At 74.1% G+C, this 26,942-nt stretch carries 25 protein-coding genes; 9 read left to right on the top strand and 16 right to left on the bottom strand.

Going from position 1 to position 26,942, the window contains the following annotated elements; genetic code table 11:
* Positions 1-74: 74 nt before the first annotated feature.
* Positions 75-1,394, bottom strand: coding sequence for a class I SAM-dependent RNA methyltransferase (locus FHE66_RS03380; RefSeq protein ID WP_139071581.1), 1,320 nt, complete (start codon positions 1,392-1,394; stop codon positions 75-77).
* Positions 1,391-3,088, bottom strand: a complete 1,698-nt coding sequence (locus FHE66_RS03375; protein WP_139071580.1) for a hypothetical protein — start codon at positions 3,086-3,088, stop codon at positions 1,391-1,393. The genes FHE66_RS03380 and FHE66_RS03375 overlap by 4 nt, the downstream gene beginning before the upstream one ends.
* Positions 3,089-3,142: 54 nt before the next feature.
* Between FHE66_RS03375 and FHE66_RS03370 the strand changes: the two genes are divergently transcribed.
* Together FHE66_RS03370 and FHE66_RS03365 are read left to right on the top strand one after the other, a co-directional pair.
* The gene (locus tag FHE66_RS03370; protein ID WP_176554632.1) at positions 3,143-3,793 is read left to right on the top strand and encodes a TrkA family potassium uptake protein; all 651 of its coding nucleotides are present in this window, start codon (positions 3,143-3,145) and stop codon (positions 3,791-3,793) included.
* On the top strand, positions 3,793-4,467 hold the full coding sequence (locus FHE66_RS03365; RefSeq protein WP_139071578.1) for a TrkA family potassium uptake protein: 675 nt from the start codon (positions 3,793-3,795) through the stop codon (positions 4,465-4,467). Before FHE66_RS03370 ends, FHE66_RS03365 begins: the two co-directional genes overlap by 1 nt.
* On the opposite strand, the gene FHE66_RS03360 is transcribed toward FHE66_RS03365, so the two are convergent.
* Genes FHE66_RS03360 through dut form a run of 4 tightly spaced genes read right to left on the bottom strand, consistent with a single transcriptional unit; the run spans position 4,403 to position 6,601 of the window.
* A complete protein-coding gene (locus tag FHE66_RS03360) occupies positions 4,403-5,137 on the bottom strand; it encodes a DUF3159 domain-containing protein (protein ID WP_139071577.1) in 735 nt (244 codons plus the stop codon). The two genes, FHE66_RS03365 and FHE66_RS03360, sit on opposite strands and share 65 nt — an antisense overlap.
* The gene (locus FHE66_RS03355) at positions 5,134-5,412 is read right to left on the bottom strand and encodes an OB-fold nucleic acid binding domain-containing protein (RefSeq protein WP_139071576.1); all 279 of its coding nucleotides are present in this window, start codon (positions 5,410-5,412) and stop codon (positions 5,134-5,136) included. The genes FHE66_RS03360 and FHE66_RS03355 overlap by 4 nt, the downstream gene beginning before the upstream one ends.
* Positions 5,413-5,417: 5 nt before the next feature.
* Positions 5,418-6,128 (bottom strand): DUF3710 domain-containing protein, encoded by a 711-nt coding sequence (locus FHE66_RS03350; RefSeq protein ID WP_139071575.1) that lies wholly within the window; start codon positions 6,126-6,128, stop codon positions 5,418-5,420.
* Positions 6,128-6,601 (bottom strand): dUTP diphosphatase, encoded by a 474-nt coding sequence (gene dut / locus FHE66_RS03345; protein WP_139071574.1) that lies wholly within the window; start codon positions 6,599-6,601, stop codon positions 6,128-6,130. The genes FHE66_RS03350 and dut overlap by 1 nt, the downstream gene beginning before the upstream one ends.
* A 90-nt stretch (positions 6,602-6,691) precedes the next feature.
* On the opposite strand from dut, the gene FHE66_RS03340 reads away from it, so the two are divergent.
* On the top strand, positions 6,692-7,201 hold the full coding sequence (locus tag FHE66_RS03340) for a DUF3093 domain-containing protein (protein WP_168202693.1): 510 nt from the start codon (positions 6,692-6,694) through the stop codon (positions 7,199-7,201).
* On the opposite strand, the gene FHE66_RS03335 is transcribed toward FHE66_RS03340, so the two are convergent.
* Entirely contained in the window at positions 7,156-7,455 is a 300-nt protein-coding gene (locus FHE66_RS03335) for a DUF4193 domain-containing protein (protein WP_139071572.1), read from the bottom strand. The two genes, FHE66_RS03340 and FHE66_RS03335, sit on opposite strands and share 46 nt — an antisense overlap.
* 215 nt (positions 7,456-7,670) lie before the next feature.
* Positions 7,671-8,474 (bottom strand): inositol monophosphatase family protein, encoded by an 804-nt coding sequence (locus tag FHE66_RS03330; protein ID WP_139071571.1) that lies wholly within the window; start codon positions 8,472-8,474, stop codon positions 7,671-7,673.
* A gap of 129 nt (positions 8,475-8,603) precedes the next feature.
* Between FHE66_RS03330 and sepH the strand changes: the two genes are divergently transcribed.
* Complete coding sequence (gene sepH / locus FHE66_RS03325) at positions 8,604-9,701, top strand: septation protein SepH (protein WP_139071570.1); 1,098 nt, start codon at positions 8,604-8,606, stop codon at positions 9,699-9,701.
* Between the two features lie 74 nt (positions 9,702-9,775).
* Here the strand turns inward: sepH and FHE66_RS03320 are convergent, their stop codons facing one another.
* From FHE66_RS03320 to FHE66_RS03305, 4 genes are read right to left on the bottom strand one after another with little or no spacing between them, the layout of a single operon-like run.
* Positions 9,776-10,429: a thymidine kinase gene (locus FHE66_RS03320; RefSeq protein WP_139071569.1), complete on the bottom strand. Its 654-nt coding sequence runs from the start codon at positions 10,427-10,429 to the stop codon at positions 9,776-9,778.
* A 1-nt stretch (position 10,430) separates the two neighbouring features.
* Positions 10,431-11,603 carry an alkaline phosphatase family protein gene (locus FHE66_RS03315; protein WP_230976372.1) on the bottom strand — a complete coding sequence of 391 codons (1,173 nt, stop codon included), beginning with the start codon at positions 11,601-11,603 and terminating at the stop codon, positions 10,431-10,433.
* The gene (locus FHE66_RS03310; protein WP_139071568.1) at positions 11,600-12,184 is read right to left on the bottom strand and encodes a DUF5998 family protein; all 585 of its coding nucleotides are present in this window, start codon (positions 12,182-12,184) and stop codon (positions 11,600-11,602) included. The genes FHE66_RS03315 and FHE66_RS03310 overlap by 4 nt, the downstream gene beginning before the upstream one ends.
* Complete coding sequence (locus tag FHE66_RS03305) at positions 12,166-14,865, bottom strand: GNAT family N-acetyltransferase (protein ID WP_139071567.1); 2,700 nt, start codon at positions 14,863-14,865, stop codon at positions 12,166-12,168. The genes FHE66_RS03310 and FHE66_RS03305 overlap by 19 nt, the downstream gene beginning before the upstream one ends.
* A gap of 270 nt (positions 14,866-15,135) precedes the next feature.
* Between FHE66_RS03305 and FHE66_RS03300 the strand changes: the two genes are divergently transcribed.
* Entirely contained in the window at positions 15,136-17,592 is a 2,457-nt protein-coding gene (locus FHE66_RS03300; RefSeq protein WP_139071566.1) for a DNA topoisomerase (ATP-hydrolyzing) subunit A, read from the top strand.
* A 457-nt stretch (positions 17,593-18,049) separates the two neighbouring features.
* On the opposite strand, the gene FHE66_RS03295 is transcribed toward FHE66_RS03300, so the two are convergent.
* Genes FHE66_RS03295 through FHE66_RS03285 form a run of 3 tightly spaced genes read right to left on the bottom strand, consistent with a single transcriptional unit; the run spans position 18,050 to position 22,352 of the window.
* Complete coding sequence (locus FHE66_RS03295; protein ID WP_139071565.1) at positions 18,050-19,099, bottom strand: GNAT family N-acetyltransferase; 1,050 nt, start codon at positions 19,097-19,099, stop codon at positions 18,050-18,052.
* 60 nt (positions 19,100-19,159) lie between these two features.
* On the bottom strand, positions 19,160-20,179 hold the full coding sequence (locus FHE66_RS03290) for a GNAT family N-acetyltransferase (RefSeq protein ID WP_176554625.1): 1,020 nt from the start codon (positions 20,177-20,179) through the stop codon (positions 19,160-19,162).
* Between the two features lie 37 nt (positions 20,180-20,216).
* Positions 20,217-22,352, bottom strand: coding sequence for a type IIA DNA topoisomerase subunit B (locus FHE66_RS03285; protein ID WP_139071563.1), 2,136 nt, complete (start codon positions 22,350-22,352; stop codon positions 20,217-20,219).
* A gap of 197 nt (positions 22,353-22,549) precedes the next feature.
* On the opposite strand from FHE66_RS03285, the gene FHE66_RS03280 reads away from it, so the two are divergent.
* The gene (locus FHE66_RS03280) at positions 22,550-22,732 is read left to right on the top strand and encodes a hypothetical protein (protein WP_230976373.1); all 183 of its coding nucleotides are present in this window, start codon (positions 22,550-22,552) and stop codon (positions 22,730-22,732) included.
* A gap of 96 nt (positions 22,733-22,828) precedes the next feature.
* A complete protein-coding gene (locus FHE66_RS03275; protein ID WP_139071561.1) occupies positions 22,829-23,830 on the top strand; it encodes a GNAT family N-acetyltransferase in 1,002 nt (333 codons plus the stop codon).
* A gap of 18 nt (positions 23,831-23,848) precedes the next feature.
* Here FHE66_RS03275 and FHE66_RS03270 read toward each other — a convergent pair whose 3' ends face one another.
* Complete coding sequence (locus FHE66_RS03270) at positions 23,849-24,307, bottom strand: hypothetical protein (RefSeq protein ID WP_139071560.1); 459 nt, start codon at positions 24,305-24,307, stop codon at positions 23,849-23,851.
* A 171-nt stretch (positions 24,308-24,478) separates the two neighbouring features.
* Between FHE66_RS03270 and FHE66_RS03265 the strand changes: the two genes are divergently transcribed.
* Positions 24,479-26,041, top strand: coding sequence for a flotillin family protein (locus FHE66_RS03265; protein WP_139071559.1), 1,563 nt, complete (start codon positions 24,479-24,481; stop codon positions 26,039-26,041).
* Between the two features lie 144 nt (positions 26,042-26,185).
* The coding region (locus FHE66_RS03260; RefSeq protein WP_139071649.1) for a MerR family transcriptional regulator at positions 26,186-26,942 on the top strand (757 nt) is incomplete at its 3' end.

The raw sequence follows: 26,942 nt of genomic DNA, 5'->3' as shown, positions 1-26,942 counted from the left end.
GGCCCCACCCGTTATCTCGATGTCAAGATACTTTGTCCGGGCGGTGAAGTCACGCCCGGAGTGCGGCGCGTCGGTCAGCGCGGCTCGAGCACGGCCACGCACTCGACGTGGTGGGTGTGCGGGAAGAGGTCGTAGGCGTCGAGCGCGACGAGCTCGTACCCACCGTCGAGGGCGGTGCGCAGGTCCCGGGCGAGCGCGGCGGGATCGCACGCGACGTAGACGAGCCGCCGCGGCCGCAGCTCGGTGAGTGCGTTCATCACCGGCGCCCCCGCCCCTGACCGGGGCGGGTCGAGGACGATGCCGTCGACCGAGCCCTTCGCGCCCAGGCCCTCGATGACGGTGGCGGTGACGCCGGAGACGTGGAGGACGGCCTGAGGGTCGGCGTGGAGGTTGCGGCGGGCGTCCTTGACGGCACGCTGGTTGACCTCGACGGCGTCCACCCGTCCGCGCTCCCCGACGGCCCGCGCGAGCGGGAGGGTGAACAGGCCCGCGCCGGAGTAGAGGTCGACGACCCGCGCGCCGGGCTCGGGGCGCAGCGCGTCGAGGACTGCGGCGACGAGCGTGGCCGGCGCGTCGCGGTGCACCTGCCAGAACCCTGTGGCGTCCACCCGGTAGGACAGGTCGCCGACGGCCGAGGACACCTGCTCGCGCACGGCCACCCGCTGCGCGGGTGCCTCCTGCCCGCGGGGGCGGCGCCCGCGGTCGGGCCGGCCGGCACGCGCCTGACGCTCCTCGCGCCGGAACGCGCGGCCGGGGTGGTCGAGGTCGAGCTGCCGACCGTCGGCGAGGACGACGGCCGGGCCGTCGCTGGGGGCGACGACGTCGAGCCGGGTGCCGGCCGGGACGCCCTGCCAGCGGCCGGGCGCGAAGAGGTCGAGCTCGGTGATCGCGGGGACGGCCAGCGGCATCTCGCCCAGCGCGACGACGTCGTGGCTGCGGTGGCGGAACATGCCCGCCCGGCCGGCGTCGTCGACGACGAGGTCGATGCGGGTGCGGGTGGCCAGGCCGTCGCGGGCGTCGTCCTCGCCGAGCGCGTGGACCTCGAGCGGCTGCTCGAGCTCGACGTGCCCGATGCGGCGCAGCGTGTCGCGCACCACCTCGGCCTTCCACCGGCGCTGCGCGGGCAGCGTGAGGTGGGCGAGCTCGGCCCCGCCGACCCCGCCGGGACCGGCCTCGGGCCAGCGGCTGGGCACGCGGTCCGGGGAGGCCTCGTGGACGGCGACGGCGTCCCCGCGCCAGAACTTGCGGCCCTCCCCCGCCTCGGTGAGGCGCACGTCGACGACCTCGCCCGGCGCGGTGTGGCGCACGAAGACCACCCGGCCGTCGACGCGGGCGACGCAGTGCCCGCCGTGTGCGGGTGACCCGATGGTCACCCCGGTGAGGACGTCGGTCATGGTGAGGTCTCCTCCAGAGGCCAGGGAACGGTGGTGACGACGGTGCCGGGCAGGGCGAGCAGCCGGGCGCGCAGCCGCGCGGTGCGCCGGCCGAGCAGGAGGCGGCGCAGCGGCCCGCGGGCGGTGAGCTCGGGCAGGTAGACGACGGCGAGCCCGGCAGGCTCCGCCCGTCGCGCGGTGGCGACGTGCTCGACGACCGCGGTGTCGGGGTTCGCCGGCGTCGCGGCGAGCTCGACGAGCGGGACGGGCACGTCGAGGGCGGCCCACTGCTCCCGCCGGGCGGCGGCCTCCTGCTCCCCGCGTGGGACGGTGAGCGCCTCGAGCGAGGTGGCCCGCAGGGCGCGGGCGTAGGCGACGGCGCGCACGGCCGGCCGGTCGACGGCGTGGACGACGACGAACGCCCGCACGGCCGTGGGAAGCGGCCGGTCCTGGCCCACGTGGGCGAGGGCGGCGCGCAGCTCGCGGTCGTGTCGGCTCACGCCCCACATCATCGCCGACCCGAGCGCGATCGCGAGCACCGCGGGCCAGCCGGGCACGGCGACGAGGACGAGACTGGCGCACACCGCCGCCCCGGCCACCGTCGTCACCGTCCGGCCGGCGCGGGCGCGATCCCGCGCGGCGGGCTGGTAGAGCGTCTCCAGGGCGCGGCTCCAGAGCCGGCGGCCGGTGTGCAGTGTGAGGGCGGTGGCCAGGAGGATGACGACGGCGTACCAGACGACCAGCGTGACGACGTCGGACGCGAGCACGGTGGCGAGCGCAGCCCCCGCGGCGAGGAGGACGGCACCGGTGCGTGTCTCCCGCCCGGCGGGCGCCTCGCCCGGCCGGGCCGGCAGCACCGCCCCGGACAACGACGTCACGGCCGTGACGAGGAGGACGACGGCGAGGAGGACCGCACACACCTGGACGAGCACGTGCGGGGCACCGACGTCCGCGACGCCGAGGATCGTGGGCTCCTCACCGCCGGCCGGGACGCCTGCGGCGACGGCGACGAGCGTGACGAGGACCCCGGCCCCGGCGGCGAGCGAGCGCGCGGTCCCGCGACGGTCGGCCACGGGCCGGCCGCGGTGGCCCGGCAGCGCCGGGCGCAGCAGGACGCCGCTGAGCGCACCCGCGACGAGGACCGCGAGGACGCCACCGCCCGCCGCCGCCCTGCTGGGGTCGGGCACGTCACTGTCGGCGCCGGAGGCCAGGCCCGCCGTCGCCATGAGGACGAGCAGCACGACGACGGCCGCACCGGTCCACCCGACCGCCGCCAGGGCCCGCCACCGTTCCCGGCTGGGCGCGGTGAGGTGGACGACGAGGACGACGGCGGTGAGGACGAGCACGGGGAGCAGTCCGCGGTCACGCACGGCGGGCACCGCCACCCCGAGCAGGACGACGGCGAGGGACACAGAGGCGGCGATGAGCAGCACCCGCTCGAGCACGGACGAGGCGGCGACCACCGGCCACGGGCCGAGGTGGCGGCGCACCTCCCGCGCGTCGGGCAGGCGGCGCAGACCGGCGAGCGCGAGGGCGAGCACGGCGCCCAGGACGAGGACCACCCAGGCGGCGAGGTCCGCGGCTCGGGAGCCGAGCGTGCCGAACATGGCGGCGGCGGTGAGGACCGTGAGCGCGGCCCCGGGGACCGGCAGCCGCTCCCGCCGCACCGGCTCGCCGGTCAGGGCCTGGTGGAGGGTGGCGGGACGTGTGCTCACGGGCCCTCATGCTAGGGCGCCGCACGGTAGCGTGCCGCTGTGCACTTCGTGATCATGGGCTGCGGACGGGTGGGCGCCTCGCTCGCCACGCAGCTGGAGGAGCAGGGCCACTCCGTGGCGGTCCTCGACCAGAACCCCGACGCCTTCCGGCGCCTGCCGGAGGACTTCTCCGGGCAGCGGGTGACCGGTCTGGGCTTCGACCGGGACGCGCTGTCCCAGACCGGCATCGAGGACGCCCACGGCTTCGCCGCGGTCTCCAACGGGGACAACTCCAACATCCTGGCCGCCCGGGTGGCGCGGGAGACGTTCGGCGTCGAGCACGTCGTCGCGCGGATCTACGACCAGCGCCGCGCCGAGGTCTACGAGCGGCTCGGGATCCCGACCGTCGCGACCGTCCGGTGGACCGCCGACCAGATGCTCCGCCGACTGCTGCCCACCGGCGGCGTCGCCGACTTCCGGGACCGCTCGGGCCAGGTCGCCCTCGTCCAGGTCGACGTCCACGACGGCTGGGTGGGCCGGCCGGTGACCGCGCTCGAGGCGGCCTCGGGCGCCCGCGCCGCCTACCTCACCCGCCGCGGCTCGGCGTTCCTGCCGGACGTCCGCACCGTCCTGCAGGACGGCGACGTGCTCCATGTCCTGGCCCGCACCGACGCCGTCGAGCGGGCCGGCCGGATCGCCGGCAGCCCGCCACCCGAGGAGGACTGATGCGCGTCGTCATCGCCGGCGCCGGGAGCGTCGGGCGCTCGATCGCCCGCGAGCTGCTCGCCCACGGCCACACGGTCACGCTCGTCGACAAGCAGCCGGCCGCCATGCGCATCGCCTCGGTCGCCGACGCGGAGTGGCAGCTCGCCGACGCCTGCGAGATCTCCAGCCTCGCCGCGGCCGGGGTCGGTGAGTGCGACGTCGTCGTCGCGGCCACCGGGGACGACAAGGCCAACCTCGTCGTCTCGCTCCTGTCCCGGACGGAGTTCGGCGTCCCGCGCGTCGTCGCCCGGGTGAACAACCCGAAGAACGAGTGGCTGTTCGACTCGGCGTGGGGCGTGGACGTCCAGGTGTCCACGCCGCGGATCATGACGGCACTCGTCGAGGAGGCGGTGACCGTCGGGGACCTCGTGCGGATCTTCAGCTTCCAGGGCTCGGGCACGAGCCTGCACGAGGTGACCCTCGCCGCGGAGTCCCCCGTCGCCGGTCGCACGGTGCGCGACGTCGTGTGGGGGCCGGGCTGCTTCCTGTCCGCGATCATCCGCGGCGGTGAGCCGCTGCCCCCGGACCCCGACGAGCAGCTCGTCGCCGGGGACCGGCTGGTCCTCGTGCTCAGTGAGCGGGCTGATCAGGCGTCGCTGCAGGCGCTGGTCGCTCCCGCACCAGCAGCCAGGTGACCCACAGCGCCAGCGCCCACAGCGGCACGCCCATGACGAGGCGGGCGGTGCCGAGCCACGCTGTCGCGGCGTCGAGGTACAGCGGCACCTGGACGGCCAGGCGTGCGACGAACAGGGCGATCCACAGCCACGTCGCGGCGGTGTAGCGGCGCAGCCGCGGCCGCTGGTCCGGGTCGGTGCGCCACCCGAAGCCCTCCTGGCGCAGCAGCGCGACGACGACCCCGACGACCGGCCAGCGCACGATCACGCTGACCAGGAGCGCGGCCGCGTAGGCCGCGTTGGTCCACAGCCCGAAGGCGAAGTAGTCCTGCGCCTGGCCCGAGCGCCACGCCCACACGACGCCGATGAGCACGCCGACCACCCCGCCGAGCGCCTGGGTGACCGGCGTCCCGCCGACGAGCCGGGCGACGACGAGCACGACCGCCACGGCGAGCGAGGCGATGATCGGCGCTGCGAGCTGGTGCCCCGAGACGAGGTAGACGACGACGAAGACGAGGCCCGGCGCGACGGACTCGACGAGCCCGCGGACCCCGCCGATCGCCTCGGCGAGGGAGAAGTCCTCCCCCGCGAGCTGGCTCATGCGGGAGCGGGCGACCGCGTCGGCGGCGCTCTGCGCCTCGGGCGCGGCGCCCTGCGCCTCGGGCGCGGCGTCCTGGTCTGGGCTGGTCATGGGGTGTCCTCGCGAAGGAGCCGGTAGGCGGGGTTGAAGATCGTGGGACGCAGGGCCCCGGTGCAGACCATGCCCTCGGCGACGAGACGACGGCCGGGCGTGATGCCGGGCACCTCGCGCCGGCCGAGCCACACGAGGTCGATCTCCCCGGTGCCGTCGTCGAGGCGCGCGACGAGGCCGGGTGGCTCGGACGACGGACGGTGGGTGAGGGCGACGACGACGCCGCCCACCTCGATGCGCTCGCGCGGGCGGGCCTCGGCCACGGACCGGGTCACGGGGGTCAGCGGATCTCGGTGATCTCCGGCCCGCGGGTCAGCGGGTCGAAGGACGTCGTCTCGGCAGGCTCGGGGGTGGCCTCGGCGGCGACAGCCTTGCCAGGTATCTGCAGGGTGAGGACGTCGCGCGGCGGGCGCGCCTCCTGACCGCGGACGACGACGACGTCGGCGAAGAGGTCCTCGAGCTCCTTGGCGGCGTCGGGGTCGATCGCGGCGCGGCCGCTGATGACGCCGCGCAGGAACCAGCGCGAGCCGTCGACCCCGACGAAGCGCGCCGGGCGGTGACCCATGCGCCCGTCCTGGGTCGTCACGGGGAGGCGGGCGAGGATCTCGCGGCCGAACGGGCCGTCGACCTCGTCGGCGGTGCCGCCCTGCTTCTCCACCGAGGCGGTCAGCTCGGGGCGCAGCTCCTCCCACAGCCCGCCGGAGCGCGGCGCGGCGAAGGCCTGGACCTGGAGGGCCGAGCCGGGCACGGAGAGGCTGACCGCGACGATCTGGCGGGTGCGCTTGTCGAGCTCCATACGCACCTTGAGGTTCGGGCGGGCGGGCACGCGCAGGGTGCCGAGGTCGATCCGCTGGCCGAGCTCGGGCATGTCGGCGACGTCCCAGGGCCCGCGCTCCGGACGCGGCCGCTCCTCGGCCACCTCCTCCTGCGCGTTGGGGTCCACCTGCTCCGGCTCCTGGTCAGCCTTGCGGCGTCGTGAGAAGAGCCCCATCAGTCCTCGCCTCCTGCTCCGGCGGTCTTCCAACCGCCTGTCGAACCCAGACCGCCCGTGCCGCGGACCGACTCGGACAGGTCCTGCACCTCGGTGAACCGTGCCTGCGCAACACGCTGGAGGACCAGCTGGGCGATCCGGTCGCCGCGTGCGAGGCGGACCGGCTGCCGCAGGTCGGTGTTGAGCAGGATCACGTGGATCTCACCGCGGAACCCTGCATCAACGGTACCCGGAGCGTTGACGACAGTGACCCCGTGACGGGCAGCCAGTCCGGAACGGGGGTGGACGAACGCCGCCCAGCCCTCGGGCAGCGCGATGGCCACCCCGGTGGGGACCACCGCCCGCTCCCCCGGGCCGAGCTCGACGTCGTGGCGCGCGTAGAGGTCGGCGCCGGCGTCGCCGGGGTGCGCGTAGGACGGGCTCGGCAGGTCAGGGTCGAGCTTGAGCAGCGGGACGTCGACGATGTCAGTCACGCCCGCGACTGTACTGACCTCCACCGCGAACTCCTCATTCGTCCGGGCGCCGGTCCCTGGGCAGACCGCGAGCGGTGGCACAGTGGGACCGTGGACTCCGTCATCTTTCGTGAGCGGCTGTGGCCGCGCCCGGTCAACCTCGTCCTGGGGGTGCTCTCCGGCCTCGCCGTCGGAGCGGTCGTCTGGCCGCTGAACGAGACCGGCGGGTACGTCGTCGGCGCGCTCGCCGCGCTCGGCATCGTGCTCGCCCTCCTCGTGACCTCGCCGCTGGTCCTCGTCGACCTCGGCAGCCCGGAGGAGGGTGAGGGCCCGACCCTCACCGCGGGCCGGGCACACATCGGCGCCGAGCACCTCGGGATCACCGAGAGGCTCGACGCCGAGAGGATGGTCGCGGTCATGGGGCCGGAGGCCGATGCCCGCGCCTATGTCTGCCAGCGCCCGTGGGTGCGGCAGGGGGTGCGCGTGGCCGTCACCGACCCGCGTGACCCGGCGCCGTACTGGCTCGTGGCCAGCCGGCACCCGGAGCGGCTCGCGGCCGCCCTGGGTCGGGCAGGTCAGGCAGCGCACTCCGAGCAGACGAGCTGGCCGCCGTCCTCGTAGGCGAGCTGGCTGCGGTGGTGGACGAGGAAGCAGCGCGAGCAGGTGAACTCGTCTGCCTGACGGGGCAGCACTCGAACCGAGAGCTCCTCGTTGCTGAGGTCAGCACCGGGGAGCTCGAAGCCCTCGGCTGCCTCCGCCTCGTCCTCGTCGACCGAGGGTGAGGCCTTCTCGGCCCGACGGGCCTTCAGCTCCTCGATCGAGTCCTCGGAGAGGTCCTCCTCGTTCTTACGAGGCGCGTCGTAGTCGGTCGCCATGTAGACGTCACGCTCCGGTTCGTCTAGTCGTGATTTCGGGGGCACGTCCTGTGCCGTATCAAAGAACGCCGCGAGCCTCGGATTGTTCCCGCGGCACCCGGATTCTGCCCCATCGCCGGCCGCATAGTCGCCGACGGCGCCACTTTCGTCACCGTGGCATTGGACACGTTCCTGACGGGTTCCGCGCGGGCTGGGCCACCGGAGGGTCGACGAGCTCAGTCGAGCAGCGGCCTCAAGACCCCGACGAGGTCCGCGACGAGCGCGGGCGGGCCGGCCACCGTGACGGCATTCACACCCGTGCCCAGGCGCTCGACGACGCCGCCCGCCTCGGTCACCGTCAGGGCACCCGCGGCCATGTCCCACGGGTTGAGGTACTGCTCGAAGAACACGTCGAGACGGCCTTCGGCGACCAGGCAGAGGTCGACCGCGGCGGACCCGAGCCGGCGGATGTCGCGCACCCGCGGGAGCACCTCGGTGAGGACGCGCGCCTGCCCTGCGCGCCGCTCGGCCGTGTAGGCGAAGCCGGTCCCGGCGAGGGCGGTGTCGAGGCTCACCGCCCCGGCCACGGTGAGACGTTCGCTCTCGGCGTACGCCCCGATCCCGCGCCCGGCGGTCCACGTCCGGCCGGTGGCCGGTGCGTGGACGGCGCCGGCGAGCAGCGTCCACGCGTAGGGGTCCTCGTCGTCGGCGCGGGCCACCGCCACGCTCACCGAGTAGCTCGGCAGTCCGTAGACGAAGTTCGTCGTGCCGTCGATCGGGTCGACGACCCACACCAGCCCGGAGGTGCCCTCGTGGCGGCCCTCCTCCTCCCCGAGCACGCCGTCCTCGGGGCGCAGCTCGGCGAGCCGGCGGCGGATGAGCGCCTCGGCCGCCTGGTCCACCTCGGTGACCAGATCCACACCGCTGCTCTTCGTCGCGGCGACCGAGACGGTCACCGCGGAGCGGATGAGGTCACCGGCCTCCCGGGCGACCAGCTCGGCCGTCCTCATGAGCTCGGCGTTGTCGGGGGCGTCGGTCATCGTGTGGTCCTTCCTCGGGCATGTGGCCTGTCTCATGGTCCCAGGCCGGGCGGAACACACCGACCGCAATCCGGCATCCGGGCCGTATGCAGTGGCACCCTCGTGGGGAAGACCTCGAAGGGGGACGACATGCTAGAGCTCGAACTCGTCGGGCTGCACAGCGACGGTGAGCGACTCACGCTCTCCGGGCCGGACGGCCAGCGCTACACGCTGCTGGTCGACGACGCGCTGCGCGCTGCCGTCCGACGTGACCGGCCGCAGCTCGAGCAGATCCGCGCGAACGGTGGGCTGCGGCCCAAGGAGATCCAGGCGCGCATCCGCGCCGGTGCCTCCGCCCAGGAGGTGGCCGAGGCCGCGGGCCTGCCGGTCGAGCACGTCCAGCGCTACGAGGGTCCCGTGCTCGCCGAGCGGTCCTGGGTGGTCGAGCAGGCCCGCCGGTTCACGGTGGGACGAGCCGAGGACTCCCCCAGGCTCGGCGACCTCGTGCTCGACCGGCTCGCCACCCGCGGGGTGCGCGCGCCGGAGATCGAGTGGGACGCCGTCCGCGGCCAGGACCGCGCCTGGGAGCTCGTCGCCCGCTTCACCGCCGGCGACAAGCACCGGGAGGCGCGCTGGGAGGTCGACATGGCCGCCCGCTCCACCCACGCCATCGACGACGAGGCACGCTGGCTGTCGGAGACCGACGTCGCCCCCGCCTCCCCCTCCCGCCGCCACCTCGTGCCCGTCCGGCTCTACGACGTCGAGGCCGACGGGGACCTCGGGCCCGCGCTCGAGGCGCTCGACGCGGACCTCTCCGAGCCGGAGGACCTGGGTTTCGGAGCGCTGCCCGCCGTGAGCACCGACGACCTCCTCGCCGAGCTGCGCGCCTCGCGCGGCACCCGCCCCGAGCTCGACCTCGAGGCGGTCGAGGACGACGAGGACTGGGACCTGCCGCCCGCGGCGCACCCGCCGGTCTCCCGGCCGCACGAGGCGGTCGACGCCCAGGTGCTGCCGCTCCCCCGCGACATCCGCCCGGCCGCCGTCCCGGCACCGAGCGCCTCCGTCGACGAGCGCACCGCCCCCGCGCAGCCGACGCCGTCCTCCGAGCAGCAGACCGCTCGCACCGGCCCCCGCGCGACGCCCGGTGAGCAGGAGACCAAGGAGCAGCCGAGGCGCCGCTCCAGCCGTGGTCGCCGGGCGAGCGTCCCGAGCTGGGACGAGATCGTCTTCGGCGCGAAGCCGGAGTAGCCGCGCACGGGTTCGCGGCTGTGACGGCACGCGCCGACGGCTGGTCGCCGACGGCTGGTCGGCCGGGTGGTCGGTCAGCCGAGCTGCAGGGTGCCCGGGCTGAGCTCGACGGCGTGCGCCGAGGCGGAGGTCATCCGCCGGGAGTGGTGCCGTCGACAGAGCACCTCGTAGCCGACGGCGCCCTCCGCGCGCTCCTCGGCGACCGTGTCACCGACGACGACCTGCTCGCCCTCGGTGACCATCCGGCCCCCGATCGTGCGGGCGTTGTGCGTGGCGCGCCGTCCGCACCAGCACAGGGTCTCGACCTGGAGCTGCTCGACCCGGTCGGCGAGCTCGACGAGCCGCGCGGAGCCCGGGAAGAGCCGGGTGCGGAAGTCGGTGGTGATGCCGAAGGCGAAGACGTTGAGGTTCATCTCGTCGACGAGCCGGGCGAGCTGCTCGACCTGCTCGGCGCCGTAGAACTGCGCCTCGTCGCACACGAGGTAGTCCACCCGTTCGCCCCGCGTGCGGCGGTTGACGACCTCCTGCCAGAAGTCGGTGGTGTCGTCGGCCTCGACCGCGCTCACCTGCAGGCCGAGTCGGGAGGAGAGCTTCCCGGTGCCGGCGCGGTCGTTGCGGCTGAAGATCAGCCCCTGCAGGCCGCGGCGCCGGTGGTTGTAGTCCATCTGGAGGGCGAGGGTGGACTTGCCGGAGTCCATGGTCCCGGCGAAGAAGACGAGCTCGGCCACCTCAGACCTCCACCCGAAGCAGCGGGATCTCCAGCTCGGCGGGGGTGAGTGAGCCGTGCACACCGACGAGGGCGATCGACGAGGGCGTCTGGGTCCGCGAGTCGACGACGGCGCGCAGTCCCCGGGTGGCGACGACGACGTCCCCGACGGTGGCCCGGTGGCGCTCGCTCAGCGGGCCGAAGAGACCGATCTCCTCGGCCTCCTCCCGCAGCAGCACCCACGCGGTGTCCTCCAGGACGTCGCGCCAACGATCGGCGACGGCAGGCGCCGTGCCCGGCTCCGTGTGGACGTGGACGGCGCGCGGCTCCCCGGCGATGAGGACGACGTCGCGGTCGAGCTCGGGCGTCGCCGCGACGTCGATCCGGGAGTCCGGGCGCAGGTCGACCATGCCGTGGTCGGCCGTGACGAGCAGGAGTGTGCCGGCGGGCAGCTGGCGCCGGAGCCGGGAGATCTCGGAGTCGAGGAGCTCGACCGCCTCACCCCACTGCCAGGACCCCCAGCCGTGGTGGTGGCCCATCTTGTCGACGTCGCCCCAGTAGAGGTAGACGAGGTCGGTGCCGCGGTCGCGCAGCAGCGAGCTCGCCGCGTCGACCCTGTCGGCGAGGGAGTCGGCGGCGACGAACCGGGGCCCGCGCAGCGCGGCCTCGGTGAGGCCGGACCCGACGAACCGGGCCGGGCCGACGCTGGCGACGCGCTGGCCCCACGAGTCGACGCCGAGCCGCTCGACGAGCGTCGGCTGCGGCTGCCACTCGCGCGGGCTGATCGTCGCCTCCTCCCAGGTCACGAGGTTGAGCAGGGAGCCGTCGGCGTCGTTGCGCACCGTGTAGCCGAGCATGCCGGTCTGCCCCGGGCAGGAGCCGGTCCCGAACATCGTGAGGCTGGCCGCCGTCGTCGAGGGGTAGCCGCACGTGAGGGTGAGCGAGCTCGGCAGGTGGGAGCGCAGGAAGGGCGCGTGGCCACCGCGCTCGGCGAGCATGTGGGCGCCGAGGCCGTCGACGAGGACGAGGCACACCTTGCGCGCCTCGGGCAGCCCGAGGGCCGCCCGGTCGCTCGCCGAGTCGTGCCCTGAGGACGACGTCGGGGCGCCGATGGCGTCCAGTGCGGCGGGAAGCACCGCGCGCAGACTGCCGCCCTCGTAGTCCGGCATGCGCAGGTCGGGGGGCGGCTGCGTCACGTCGCCGACACCGTCGCGACGGACAGGGCGCGGGCGAAGCCGAGCGCCTGCTCCAGCGCCTTGTCGCCCTCGGCCTGCGCGCTGACCCGCACGACGACGTCCTCGGGGGTGAGCAGACCGGTGTAGCCGTGGTCGGCGTCGCACTCGGGGTCGGAGCAGCCGGCCGGCGCGAGGTCGACCTGCTGCGCGCCGCCCCACGTCACGGCGATCGTCAGCTCGTCCGAGCGCATCCCGCCGTGGGTGCTCGCGGGGTCGCTCACGCCGTGGGTGAGGGCGACCGAGGCGATGCGGCCGAGCGGCACGGCCTCGGTCGTCGCCGCCGCGGAGGGCACGTCCTCACCCGGGACGTCGTCGACGTGCGCCATGACCAGGCGCGTCGGGGTGAGCGCGAGCGCGGTGAGGTGGCGGCGCACCTCGCGGGAGTCGAAGGTCGTCTCCGGGTGGACGAGGTAGGCGCGGACCTCCTCACCGGCCAGGGCGATGTCGAGCACGCCCTGGACGAGCCGGGGGTAGTATCCGGCGCGGTCCAGGTCGGCGCCCAGCTGGGCCTGCAGGTCGTTCCTCACGTTGCGGCGGTCCACGGCTCCATCTTGGCACCACTTGCGCCCACCCCGGGCAGGACGCGTCTGCCGCTGTCGGCCCTCCCGGGTGGTGAGACCTCGACGACGGCACTGAGGATGGCCGCGCCACGGCGGGCGACGAGCACCGGGTTGAGGAGGATCTGGCGCACCTCGGGAAGGTCGTCGGTGAGGACCGACACACGCGCGATGACGTTCTCCAGGGCGCGCACGTCGAGCACCGGCAGGCCACGGTGGCCGAACAGCCGCGGGGAGGCCTTGGCGCTGCGCACCATCTGCGCGACGTCGACGTCGGTGAGCGGGGGGATGCGGTAGGAGACGTCGTCGAGCAGCTCGACGGCGTCCCCGCCGAGCCCGAAGGACACGACCGGCCCGTAGAGCTCGTCCTCGGTCCCGCGCACGACGCACGCCACCCCCGGCGGCGCCATACGCTGGACGTCGAAGGCCGCGGGCTCCCGGCCGGTGGCCGCGAGGTCGCGCCGCATCGCCGTCATCGCGCCGGTGAGCTCCTCCGCGGTGCGCAGGTCCAGGCGCACGCCCCCGAGGTCCGCCCGGTGACGCAGCACCTCGTCACGGGTCTTCAGCGCCACCGGCCAGCCGAGGTCCTCGGCGGCCGCGACCGCCTCCTGCGGGGTGGTGACCGCCAGGCTGGGCACGAGGTCGAGGCCGTAGCAGGCCAGGAGCTCGGCGACGAGCTCGGGCTCCAGGCGCGTGGACTCCCCCGCCTCGAGGGGCTGCAGGACGGGGGCGAGCAGCTCCCGGGCGCGGGCGGGGGCGATGCCACTCGGGTCGACGAGCTCACCGCGCCCGGTCGCGCGCCACCGCGCGTGGGCGACCGCTCCCGCGAGCGCGGCGACGGCGTCGGCGCCGGTGGCGTAGGCGGGCACCGTGCGGCCCTCGCTCGTCAGCTCCGCGGTGAGGCCGGCCGGCCCCTCGCCCGAGGCGAGGACGGGCCGGTCACCCGCGGCCGCGGCGTCGGCGACCGCCCGCCACACCGCCGGGTCCGGGCCACCGAACGGGGGGACGTGGGCGACGACGAGCGCGTCCCACGAGTCGTCCTCCTGGAGGCGGGCGAGCTCACGTGCGTAGTCCTGCGCGGTCGCCAGCGCGGTGAGTCCCTCCCCCGCGGGCCGGGGGCGCAGGCCGTGACTGCGCGCCACGCCGGCGATCGTGCTCGTGAGGGCACCGGAGTTGCTCAGCACCGCCGTCCGCGGACCGCGCGGCAGCGGCTGGGAGACGAAGAGCTGGGCGAGGTCGAGCATCTCCGCGGCGGTGCGCGCCCGGATGACCCCGGCCTGGTCGAGCATCTCGGCGAGCACCCGCTGCGGCTCGCGCGTGGTGCGCACGCGGTGGCCCGGCGGGACCTGCTGGCCGGTCTGCCCGCTGAGCAGGGTGATGAGCGGCGTCGTCGCCCCGAGCCGGCGCGCGATGCGCGAGAACTTGCGTGGGTTGCCGATCGACTCGAGGTTGACGACGGCGGCGCGGATGCCGTCGTCGTCCTGCCAGGCCTGCATCGTGTCGTTGCCCGAGACGTCCGCCCGGTTGCCCGCGGAGACGAAGCCGCGCACCCCGATGCCGCGGCGCTCCACCGCGCCGAGCAGGACGGCGCCGGCAGCGGCCGACTGGCTGAACAGCGCGAGGCCGCCCGGGCCGGGCGCGGGGCGCGGCGTGGCGGCGAGACGTCCCGCCGGCCCGCTCGCGACGAGCCCGTAGGACGCCGGACCCAGGAGGCGCATCCCCGCCGCGCGGGTGGCGCGGCCGAGCTCGACCTGCCGGCGGCGGCCCTCCGGGCCCTCCTCGGCGAAGCCGCCGGAGAGCACCGCGACCGCGTGGACACCGAGCCGCGCGAGCTGGGGCACCGCGGCGACGACGGCGTCCGGCTCCCCCGCGACGACCGCGAGGTCCGGCCGGTCCTCCTCCGCGACGTGCGCGGCGAGGTCGGTGAGGGTCGCGTACGCGCCCTCACCGGGCAGCCCGACGAGGTGGACCGGACCGTCGAAGCCGCCGGCGGTGACCGACTCCGCGGCGCGCCGGGCGTAGACCTCCTCCGGGCCGCCGAGGGCCGCGACGACGACCGACCCGGCGGCGAGCATCGCGCGCATGCTCAGCGACTCGGCGCGCTGCTCGCGCTCGGCCATGACGGCCCAGGAGCGGCCCGTCTCCTCGATGTGGAAGTCGACGTGGAGGACGCCGTCGTCGAGCTCCTGGCGCACCTCGTAGCCCGCGTCCCGGAAGACGCGGATCATCCGGGCGTTGGCGGGCAGCACCTCGGCGGTGAAGCGGGCCACGCCGCGCTCGCGCCCCGCCGCGGCGAGGTGCTCGAGGAGCACCGAGCCCAGCCCGCGGCCGTGCTCGGAGTCCGCGACGTAGAAGGCGACCTCGGCGACGTCGGTGTCGAGGCGGTCGTACCGGCCGACCGCGAGGATCCGCTCCTCGCTCGTGAGGACGAGCGCGACCCGGTCCACGTGGTCGACGTGGGTGAAGCGGTGGAGGTCCTTGTCGCTCAGCCGCTCCATCGGCGCGAAGAAGCGGTAGTACTGCGACAGGGGCGACTGGCGCTGGTGCATCTCCTGCAACGCCTGGGCGTCCTCGGGCCGGATGGGGCGGATGTGCATGGGGACGCCGTCCCGCAGAACGACGTCGGCCTCCCAGTGCGCCGGGTACGGGGGTGCCTCCTCGCTCATGGCCCCACCCTAGTTGCGGCCACCGACGCCCGGCCCCACCTCACGACACCTGCCACCAACTCCCCCGCACGCCTCTGGGACACCCCTCCCGACGGCGTGTCGCCCGCGTGTCCCCGACGTCGTGGCAGGTTCCGCACACATCCGCACGGGTCGGCGCCGATCGGTAGGTCCACGACGGCCCCGCCGACGGCGATCCACCGAGCGGGCCGCCCCTCGGACACGGGGCCTGGATGCACCGAGACCGCCTGGGATCGGGAGAGAATGGAGCACATGCCACGTCGCAGCACCCCGCCGCCTCCCGTGCACGAGCAGATCATCGACATCGACGTGTCGACCGAGATGCAGGGCTCGTTCCTCGAGTACGCCTACTCGGTCATCTACTCCCGGGCGCTGCCCGACGCGCGCGACGGCCTCAAGCCGGTGCAGCGACGCATCCTCTACCAGATGGACGAGATGGGCCTGCGGCCCGACCGCGGCCACGTGAAGTCGGCCCGAGTCGTCGGCGAGGTCATGGGAAAGCTCCACCCCCACGGCGACACCGCGATCTACGACGCCCTCGTCCGCCTCGCCCAGCCGTTCGCGCTGCGCGTCCCGCTCATCGACGGGCACGGCAACTTCGGCTCCCTCGACGACGGCCCCGCGGCCCCGCGCTACACCGAGGCCCGCCTCACCGCCGCCGCGCTCCTCATGACGGCCGGCCTGGACGAGGACGTCGTCGACTTCGTCCCGAACTACGACAACCAGCTCACGCAGCCCTCCGTGCTCCCCGCAGCGATGCCGAACCTGCTGGTCAACGGCGCCTCGGGGATCGCCGTCGGCATGGCGACGAACATGCCGCCGCACAACCTCGTCGAGGTCGTCGCCGCCGCGCGCCACCTCATCGCCAAGCCCGAGGCGACGCTCGAGGAGCTCATGCGCTTCGTCCCGGGCCCGGACCTGCCCTCGGGCGGCAAGATCGTCGGTCTCGAGGGCATCCGCGACGCCTACGCCTCGGGCCGCGGCTCCTTCCGCACCCGGGCGACGACGCACCTGGAGAACGTCACCGCGCGGCGCAAGGCGATCGTCGTCACCGAGCTGCCCTACCAGGTCGGGCCCGAGCGGGTCATCGAGAAGATCAAGGAGGCCGTCGACGCGAAGAAGCTCCAAGGCATCTCCGACGTCGCCGACTACACCGACCGCGAGCACGGCCTGCGGCTCGTCATCGAGCTCAAGACCGGGTTCAACCCCGACGCCGTCCTCGAGCAGCTCTTCCGCTACACCCCGATGGAGGACTCCTTCGGGATCAACAACGTCGCGCTCGTCGACGGCCAGCCGCAGACCCTGGGGCTGCGCGACCTGCTCTCGGTCTACGTCCAGCACCGCATCCAGGTCGTCCGGCGACGCACCGAGCACCGCCTGGCCAAGCGGACCGAGCGGGCCCACCTCGTGGCCGGACTCCTCCTCGCGATCGCCGACATCGACGAGGTCATCGCGGTCATCCGCTCCTCCGACGACGCCGACGCCGCCCGCGAGCGGCTCAAGATGGTCTTCGACCTCTCCGAGCCGCAGGCCGACTACATCCTCGCCCTGCGCCTGCGCCGGCTCACCAAGTTCTCCCGCATCGAGCTCGAGGCCGAGCGCGACGCCCTCGCCCGGGAGATCGAGGAGCTGCGCACCATCCTCGGCGACGAGGCGCTGCTGCGGTCGGTCGTGAGCGACGAGCTCGCCGAGGTCGCCGCCACGCACGGCACCCCCCGGCGCACGGTGCTGCTCGAGCACGCCGGTGGCCCGGCGACGTCGTCCGCCGCCTCCGGGCGCAAGGGCGGGACGAGCGTGCCGCTCGAGATCCCCGACGAGCCGTGCTGGGTCGCGCTGTCCGGCACCGGGCTCATCGCCCACGGCAGCCAGGAGCCGCCGCGCGAGGGCCCGCGAGTCGCGCACGACGCGCTCGCCGCCGTCGTGCCCGCGCGAACCCGTGGTGACGTCGGCGTCGTCCTCAGCAGCGGACGCTGCGTGCGCCTGCCCGTCCTCGACACGCCCGGCCTCCCGACGACTGACTCGGCGCCCGGACTATCCGGTGGCACCCCGATCACCGAGCTGGTCCAGCCCGAGCCCGGGGAGCGCGTCGTCGGCCTCACCCGCCTCGACGACGACGCCCCGCCGCTCGCGCTGGTCACCGCCGGCGGGACGGTCAAGCGGGTCAACCCGTCCGACCGGCCGGGGAACAAGGACGAGTGGCACGTCGTCTCGCTCAAGCCGGGCGACGCCGTCGTCGGGGCGGCACACGCCCCGGACGAGCACCGCCTCGTCCTCGTCACGAGCGAGGCCCACCTCCTGCACTTCCCGGCCTCCGCCGTGCGTCCGCAGGGACGCAGCGCCGGCGGCATGGCCGGTATCAAGATGCCGGACGACGCGCGGGTGGTCTCGTTCGGCGTCGTCCACCCCGACGACGTCTCGCGCAGCCTCGTCGTCACCGTCGCCGGGTCCTCCACGGCGCTGCCGGGGACGATGCCCGGGAGCGCGAAGGTCACCCCGTTCGACCGCTTCCCCGGCAAGGGCCGGGCGACCGGTGGCGTGCGGGCGCACCGCTTCCTGCGCGGCGAGGACGTCCTCACCCTCGCGTGGGTGGGCCTGGAGCCGATCCGGGCGGTCGCGTCCGGCGGCCAGCCGGTCGACCTGCCCGAGGTCGACGAGCGCCGCGACGGCTCCGGCCGTCCCCTCGCCGCCCCCATCGCCGCCATCGGCTGACCCCCGCCACGCCCTTCCTCCCGTCCCCTCCCCCGCCGACAGCCGACTTCCGCGCGACAGCAGACTTCCTGCCGACAGCGGAGTTCCGCGCGAAAGCAGACTTCTCGCCGAGAGCCGAGTTCCGCGCGAGAGCAGACTTCTCGCCGAGAGCCGAGTTCCGCGCGACAGCAGACTTCTCGCCGAGAGCCGAGTTCCGCGCGACAGCAGACTTCTCGCCGAGAGCCGAGTTCCGCGCGACAGCAGACTTCTACAAGGCTGGCTCTCGCGAGGAACCCGGCTGTCGCGCACAAGTCGGCTCTCGCGCGGAACTCGGCTCTCGCGGAACTCGGCTCTCGCGCACAAGTCGGCTCTCGCGCACAAGTCGGCTCTCGCGCACAAGTCGGCTCTCGCGGCGGAGGGCGGGGCTGGGGCTGGCGGAGGGCTCGGCTGAGGCTGCGCGCGGGTGGGCGGGCTCGAGCTAGACGGCGCGGGTGAACATGAGGGAGTGGCGGGTCGGCTCGTACCCGAGGTTGCCGAACAGGCCGAAGTCGCCGCCGGGCTCCGGGGAGTCGACCCCCAGGCCCGCGTACTGCATGCCGTCGGCGGCATAGGCGCGCATCGCGGTGACCAGCAGCGCCGTCGCCACCCGCATCCCGCGCCACTCCTCGCGGACGCCGAGCAGCTCGGTGTAGCCCTCGGTCCACCCCTGGGCGGCCCAGTCCCCCTCGTAACGCCCCGAGATGAGGTACCCGGCCACGCGGGCGCGGTCGCTCGTCCGGTCGAGGGCGACGAAGCTCCACGACGGCGCGAAATACGTCCGGCCCTGCATCCACGTCTCGGGCGTGTGGAGCTCGGCGCCCCACTGCCCGGCGAACGCGTCGTTGTGCGCACGGCGCACGGCGTCCTCGAGGGCGGCGTCCCACGGCTCCACGCTGATCTTGCCCTTCGCCTCCACCTCGGGCAGCGGCAGCGACAGGTCGCGCCGCATCTCGGTGTAGAAGCGGGTGGGCACGAAGCCGGCGAGCCGCAGCATGTCCTGGAAGTCGGTCATGTCGTCCTCGACGTGGACGACGGCGAGTGCGCTCGCGTACCCGGCGTCGTCGAGGATCGAGCGGGCCGCAGCGAGCTGCCACTGCAGGAGCGTCGTGCCGATTCCCCGCCGGCGCCACTGCGGGTCCACGCCTCCGTCGCACAGCGCCCGGCAGGTGCCCGCGGTCGGGCGGACGCGGACGATGGCGTAGGCCCGCGGCACGCCGTCGGCGTCGACGGCGATGGTCCGCGCCGTCCCGACGTCGGCGCCCACCTGGACGAACGTCTCCGCCGACTCCTCGGCAGTGGTGCGGTACGGCGGGTTGTCGTGCTCCTCGATGCGGCCCAGGAGGGCGACGAGAGCATCGTTGTCGGCGAGCGTCAGCTCACGCCAGCGCAGGTCGTGGCCGTGCGGCAGCTCGGGGTGGGGCCAAGGGGCACCGGCGTCCCCGACGCCCTCCGCCGGGGTGCGCGGGGCGTCGCCGAAGTGCTCGAGCATGGTCCGACGATACGTTGTCACCGGGCTTCGGCCTACCGACGGTGGCCGGTAGGGGAAACCTCACACCTCGATCGTGTAGAGGATCCGGGCGGCGCCCGGACGGTAGCCCATCCGCTCGTAGAACTGGTGCGCGCCCGAGGGGTTCTCCATGTCGACGTCGAGGGCGGCCACCTCGATCCCGTCGCGGTAGAGCGCGCCGAGGACCGAGCTGAGCAGCGCGCGCGCCACCCCGGTGCCGCGGTGCTCGCGCAGGACGCCGAGCAGCTCGGTGTAACCCTCGCTGTGCCCCAGCGCCTCCCACTGGTGCTCGTGACGGGCGGTGAGCGCGTAGCCGGCGATCGTCCCCGACTCGACGTGGACGGCGACGACGCTCCACGCCGGCTCGAGCTCGTGCTCCCGCGCGGCCCACGTGTCCTCGTCCACGGGCTGGGAGCCCCAGTGGTCACGGAACGCCTCGTTGTGCGCGAGGCGCACGGCCTCGTCGAGCTCCGGGGTCCACTGGCGGATCTCGTAGCCCTCGGGGACCTTCGTGGCCTCGGGCTCCTCGGTCAGCGGGCGTCGCATCTCGCGGAAGGTGCGCTTGGGGCTGAAGCCGGCTGCGGCGTAGAGCCGGCGCCTGTCCTCGAGCCGCTCGTCGACGTAGGCCGCGATGCGGCCCGGGAGCGAGGGGTCGAGGGTGGCGAGGATCTGCCGGGCGCGGTCGTCCTGCCAGGTGAGGAGCGCACGGCCGATCCCGCGGCCGCGCCACGAGGGATCCACCGAGGCGGCGATGAAGACGCGGGCGTGGGTCTCGTCGCCGAGCGGGGAGTGGACGAACGCGGCGGCGCGCAGCTCGCCGGTGGTGTCGAAGCCTCCGAGGCTGTCGGCCTTCATCCCGGTGGAGGGCCGGGCGAGGATCTCGACGACGCGCGACCGGCCGGTGCGCATCGTGGGCTGGTCGACGTCCTCGCAACGCTCGACGAGCGCGTAGACCTGGTCGGCGTCGTCGGGGGTGAGGGCACGCCACACGAGTCCGAGGTGGTCGCCGGGAACGGTCGCCTCGGCCGGAGGCGCGGCGCGGTCGGGGAGCAGTTCGGGCATGTCCACGATCCTATGGTGTGGTCGGCGGCCGCTCAGATCAGGCGTCGATGCGCTCGCGGTCGATCTGGGCCGCGCCGGCGACGATGAAGTCCTTGCGCGGCGCGACGTCGTTGCCCATGAGCAGCTCGAAGACGCGCTCGGCCTCGGCCAGCGCATCGGCGTCGGCCATGCTCACCCGCCGCAGGGTGCGGTGGGCGGGGTCCATCGTCGTCTCGGCGAGCTGGTCGGCGTCCATCTCCCCCAGACCCTTGTACCGCTGGATGGGCTCCTTGTAGCGCTTGCCCTGGCGCTCGAGCTTGCGCAGCAGCTGGTGGAGCTCGGCCTCGGAGTAGGTGTAGATCTTCTCCCCCTTCTTGCCGCCCGAGCCGGCGATCTCGACGCGGTGCAGCGGCGGGACGGCGGCGAACACGCGGCCGGCCTCGACGAGGGGGCGCATGTAGCGGAAGAACAGGGTGAGCAGGAGGGTACGGATGTGGGCGCCGTCGACGTCGGCGTCGGTCATGAGGATGACCTTGCCGTAGCGCGCGGCGTCGAGGTCGAAGGTGCGGCCGGAGCCGGCGCCGATGACCTGGATGATCGAGGCGACCTCGGCGTTGCGCAGGATGTCGGCCGGGGACGCCTTCTGGACGTTGAGGATCTTCCCGCGGATCGGCAGCAATGCCTGGAAGTCGCTCGAGCGGGCGAGCTTGGCAGTGCCGAGCGCGCTGTCCCCCTCGACGATGAACAGCTCGGAGCGCTCGATGTCGTCGGTGCGGCAGTCGGCGAGCTTGGCGGGCAGTCGCGAGCTCTCCAGCGCGTTCTTCCGGCGGGAGATCTCCTTGGTGAGCCGTGCCTGGACGCGGGCGCGCATCTCCCCGACGACCTTCTCCAGGACGGCGGTCGCCTGCACCTTGTCCTGCCGCTTGGGCGAGGTGAGGATCTCGGTGAGCTGCTTGTCCACGACGGAGGACACGATCCCGCGGACCGGCGCGGTCCCGAGGATCTCCTTGGTCTGGCCCTCGAACTGCGGCTCGGGCAGGCGGACGGTGACGACGGCGGTGAGGCCGGCGAGGACGTCGTCCTTATCGATCTTCGGGTCCTTGGCGGTGACCTTGAGGCGCCGGGCGTTGGCGTCGATCTGCTTGCGCACCGTCTTGACGAGCCCCTGCTCGAAGCCGGTGAGGTGGCTGCCGCCCTTGGGGGTAGCGATGATGTTGACGAAGGAGCGCACGTCGGTCTCGTAGCCCTGGCCCCAGCGCAGCGCGATGTCGACCTCGCACGTGCGCTCGACCTCCTTGGGGCGCAGGTGCCCCGAGGAGTCGAGCTGCTGGACGGTCTCCATGAACGTGCCCGACCCGGTGAGGTGCAGGACGTCGGAGACGGGCGGGTCGGTGGCGAGGAAGTCGGCGAAGTCGACGACACCGCCGTCGTGGCGGAACACCTCCTCGACCGGGCCGTCCTCGCCGGGGGTGCCGGGCAGGCGCCGCTCGTCGCGCACGGTGATGGTGAGGCCGGGGACGAGGAAGGTCGTCTGGCGGGCGCGGGTGACGAGCTCGTCGTACCCGAACTGGGAGGTCGAGGGGAAGATCTGCGGGTCGGCCCAGTAGCGGACCCGGGTGCCGGTGCGCCCGCGCGCCACCTTGCCGACGACGGCGAGCTCACTCGACTCGACGAACGGGGCGAACGGCGCGTCCGGGCCGGCGCCGGCGCGGTCGTCGTAGGTGCCGGGCTCACCCCGGTGGAAGGTCATCCGGTAGGTCTTGCCGCCACGGTCGACCTCGACGTCGAGGCGGGCGGACAGCGCGTTGACGACGGAGGCACCCACGCCGTGCAGACCACCGGAGGCGGCGTAGGAGCCGTTGCCGAACTTGCCGCCGGCGTGGAGCTTGGTGAAGACGACCTCGACGCCGCTGAGCCCGACGGAGTCGACGGTGTCGACGGGGATGCCGCGGCCGTTGTCACGCACCTCGACCGAGCCGTCCGGGTGGAGGACGACGTCGATCGCGTCACCGTGGCCCTCGAGCGCCTCGTCGACGGCGTTGTCGATGATCTCCCAGAGGCAGTGCATGAGCCCGCGCGAGTCGGTCGACCCGATGTACATGCCCGGACGCTTGCGCACCGCCTCGAGACCCTCGAGCACGGAGAGGTGTCGAGCGGTGTACTGGGCGGGAGACGCGGTCGACTTGGGGGGCACCCGGCGATCATACGAAGGCCGAGGTGCCCAACCGGGCAGGCGGCACCGGCGGGTGGCCGATCCCACGCCGAATAACGTGATGTGGAGCACTCTGCGAGGGACCTAGGTCCGCTGCGAGCGAACGAGGCCCCCGTCCGGGGAAGATCTCGGGACGTTCGTGGTTGTATGCAGACGTGAACGCGACTATGACCGCCCCCATGACCGCCCAGGACCGCTGCGACCGTTGCGGCGCCCAGGCGTACGTGCGTGTGGAGCTCCCCGTGGGTGAGCTGCTGTTCTGCGCGCACCACGCGCGCAAGCACGCCGAGGCCCTCGAGGGTGTCGCCACCGCCATCCAGGACGAGACGCACCGCCTCACCGAGGACGGCCCCGCACGCTGAGCCGTCACTCCCGACTCGTCCGGCGCCGTCCCTGTGGGACGGCGCCGTCGTTTTTTCCCGTGCCCGCCGAGGGCCGCCGGCCGTAGGGTCGGGAGCATGACGACTTTCCCTGCACCTGTCGCCGGACTGGCCTGGCGTCCGATCGCCCTCGGGGACGTCGCCGTGTGGCACCGCCTCGTGCGGGCGATCGAGGACGCGGACGAGCCGAGCGAGCGTCACACCCCCGAGGACCTGGCCGAGGAGCTCACCGGCGGTTCGTGGAAGGACCCGGCCCGCGACAGCATCCTCGGCCTGGACGGCGACGGCGTGGCCCGCGCCTTCGGGCACGTCGAGGTCAACCCGGGCGACGTGCGCACCGTGCGGGCCTTCTGCTGGGGCGGGGTGGACCCGCAGTGGCGCGGCCGCGGGATCGGTGCCGAGCTCCTCGCCTGGCAGGAGCGCCTGGCCCGGACGAAGATCGCCGCCGCGGGGCGCGAGGCCCCGGGCCGCGTGCTCGTCCACACCGACGACGACGCCACCGCGACGATGCGCCTGCTCGACCGGGCCGGTTTCACCCCGCTGCGCGTCTTCCTCGAGCTGACCCGCCCGCTGGAGGGTGACCTTCCCCCGGTCGAGGTGCCCGCGGGCCTGCGCCTCGTGCCCTTCGACCCGAGCCTGAGCGAGCGGCTGCGGGTGGCCCACAACGAGGCGTTCGCCCACCACTGGGGCAGCGAGCCTCGGTCCCAGGAGAACTGGGAGCGGCACAGCGTCGGCGGCCGGTTCTTCCGACCGGGCTGGAGCTTCGTCGTGCTCGACGGCGAGGAGGTGGCCGCCTACTCCCTCACCTCGGCCTACACGCAGGACTGGGAGCCGCAGGGCTACAGTGCCGGCTGGACCGACCTGCTCGGGGTGCGGCCCGCGTGGCGGCGGCGCGGGCTGGCCTCCGCCCTGCTCGCGGCGACCATGCAGGCCCTGCGGGCCGACGGGATCGAGCGCGCCGACCTCGGGGTGGACATGGAGAACGAGAGCCGGGCCGTCGACCTGTACACCTCTCTGGGGTACAGCGAGACGCGCCGCGGCCTGGCCTACGGCAAGGACGTGCCGGGCGCGGCGGGCTGAGACCCGCCGCGCGAGCGGCTAGTGGGCCGGCGGGGCTGCGTCGGGCGTCTCGCCGGTCGCGGCCCCGGCGGTCCCCGAAGCTGCGGCGGCGTTCTCGGCACGCCGGTCGACCACGGCCATGACGAGGGCGAGCCCGGCCCCCGCGACCGCCATGACGGCGCGCGGGCGGCGCACGCCCCAGCGCACGAGGGTGCGCTGGGTGAGGGCGTCGAGGCGCTCACCGAGCTCGGCGGCGCCGTAGGCGAGGCCGACCACCCCCGCGGTGAAGCCCGCACGGCGGGCGAGGTCGGTACGGAGCTCGGGGTCCTCCCCCAGGCCGACCCACACCGTCGCGCCGGTGAACCCGGCGACCGTGGTGCGCAGGGCGAAGCGCCCGACGGGACTGCGGCGGGCGGGGTCGGGGAGGGTGAGCAGGCCGGTCACCGCGGCGCCGACGACATCCGCCGTCCGCAGGCCGAGAGGGAGCTGAGAGGTCATCCGGCGATCGTAACGAAACTCCCCGACACCTGACGCCCGAAACGGCGCCGACGACCGGGACGCGTGGCTAGGGTGGCCGTGCCGCCCCCTACCCCACCCCCACACCGGGTACCGCGGCAGGTCCTCGTGGGCCTCGAACGACCCCAGTCACCCGCCCTCCGAGGAGACCCCATGGAACTCGCCGGATCCGTCCTCATCGCCGTCGTCGTCGTCGCGGCGCTCCTGGTCCTCACCCTCATCGGGTTCATCTACGCCAAGGTCCGCTTCAAGATCGCCTCGCCCGACGAGGCCCTCATCATCACCGGGCGCAAGAGCGGCGTGCCGGTGATCAACCCGGAGACCGGCCAGGAGACCACCGACCTGTCGGGGCAGCGGGTCGTCATCGGCGGCGGCACGCTCGTCAAGCCCGTCTTCGAGCAGGTCGCGCGGCTGTCCCTCGCCTCCCAGAGCTTCCCGGTCACCGCCGAGGACGCGACGACGAAGAGCGGCATCGGCGTGACGCTGCGCAGCATCGCCGTCGTCAAGGTGGGCGGCACCGAGCGGATGGTGCGCGCCGCCGCCCAGCGCTTCGCCGGCCGCAGCCAGGAGCAGGTCATCGAGCAGCAGACGAGCGAGGTGCTCGTCGGTGTCCTGCGCACGATCGCCGGCACGCTCACCGTCGAGTCGATCCTCTACGAGCGCCAGGACTTCTCCAAGGAGGTCAAGGACATCGCCGTGCCGATGCTCGCCGAGCGCGGCCTCGTGCTCGAGAACTTCGAGATCCAGACGGTGGAGGACTCCGGGGACTACATCCGCAACCTCGGCCGTCCCCGCGCTGCGGCCGTCGCGCGCGACGCGGAGATCGCGGAGGCGCAGGCCCGGCAGGAGAGCACGGAGCGCTCGAACGAGGCCGCGGTCCAGATCGCCGAGTCGAACAAGGCGCTCGCGCTGCGCAACGCCCATATCGCCGAGCAGACGGCAACGGCACAGGCCGAGGCCGAAGCCGCCAAGGAGCGGGCCGAGGCGGAGGCCCAGCAGTCCGTCCTCATCCAGCAGGAGCAGGTGGCCCTGCGCCGGGCGGCGCTGCGCGAGCAGGAGCTGCAGACCGAGGTCCGCAAGCCCGCCGAGGCGAAGAAGTACGAGGCCTCGCAGGAGGCCGACGCCCGCAAGTACGCCTCCGAGCAGGAGGCCGAGGCCGCCAAGACCACCGCGATCCGCAAGGCCGAGGCGGAGGCACACCGCACGACGGCGCAGGCAGAGGCCGAGGCGTCGGCCCTGAGGGCCCGGGCCGATGCCGCGCTCGTCGAGCAGCAGCGCCGCGCCGAGGGCGCCCTGGCCCTCGCCCGCGCCGAGGCCGACGGCGTGCGCGCCCGCGGTGAGGCCGAGGCGGACGCCGAGCGCGCCCGTGGTGAGGCGCGCGGTGCGGCGATCAAGGCCGAGTCGGACGCCTACCAGGCGTTCCCCGAGTCCGCGCGGCTGCAGATGGTGCTCGAGGCCCTGCCGCGCATGGCCCAGCCGTACGCCGACGCGCTCGCCAGCATCGACGACATCACCGTCATCGACAAGGACGGTGCCTCGCGCCTCCCCGACCAGGTGGCGGCGGGCGTGCAGGAGCTCGGGACGCTCCTCAAGGCGCAGACCGGCATCGACCTGCTCGAGCTCGTCCGCGGCCGGGTGCCCGCCGAGACCGCCACGGTGCCGGCGCGCACGACGCCCGGGACCAACGGCGTCGGCGGCGACGGGACCTCCGCCTAGCGACCAGCCGGATGCGCGCGCACCCCGGCCGGTGGTCCTCGGACCCCGGCCGGGGTACGCGTGTCCCGGCGCCGTGCACCTGCCCCGGTGGCGGGAGAGGATCGGGCTTGACCCTCACGCGACGTGAGGGCGCACGGTTGACCCATGACCGACACGACAGGGGTTCTCACGGTGCTCACGGTGGGCCAGGTGGCCGAGCAGTTCGGCGTGACGGTGCGGACGCTGCACCACTACGACGAGATCGGCCTGCTGTCCCCGAGCGAGCGCAGCGGCGCGGGCTACCGCCTCTACACCGAGGCGGACATCGTGCGGCTGCAGAACGTCGTCGTCTACCGGCGGCTGGGCTTCTCGCTGGAGGAGATCACCGCCCTGCTCGACGACGCCACGGGCGGCTCCCTCGCGGAGCACCTGCGGCGCCAGCGTGCCGCGGTCATGTCCCGGCTGGAGGAGATGAACGATCTCGTCACGGCCATCGACCGAGCACTGGAGAAGGAGATGAGCGGAGTGGACCTCACGAGGGAGGAGCAGCGCGAGCTGTTCGGTGACGGGTTCGGCGACGAGTACGCCGCCGAGGCGCAGGAGCGCTGGGGGGACACCGACGCGTGGCGTCAGTCCCGCGAGCGGTCCGCGCGCTACACCAAGGAGGACTGGGCGCGGATCAAGGAGGAGACCGACGCGGTCAACGCCGAGTTCGTGGCGGCGATGCAGGCGGGACTGCCGCCGACGAGCACCGAGGCGATGGACGCCGCCGAGCACGCCCGGCTGCAGATCCACGAGCGGTTCTACGACCTCACGCCCGAGTTCCACCGCTGCCTGGCGGACATGTACGTCGCCGACCCGCGCTTCACCAAGACCTACGAGGACGTCGCGCCGGGCCTGGCCCAGTACGTGCGCGACGCGA

Source organism: Georgenia sp. 311 (assembly GCF_006151955.1).
GTDB lineage: Bacteria > Actinomycetota > Actinomycetes > Actinomycetales > Actinomycetaceae > Oceanitalea > Oceanitalea wutianyii.
This window is presented reverse-complemented; position numbering and strand designations above follow the sequence as displayed.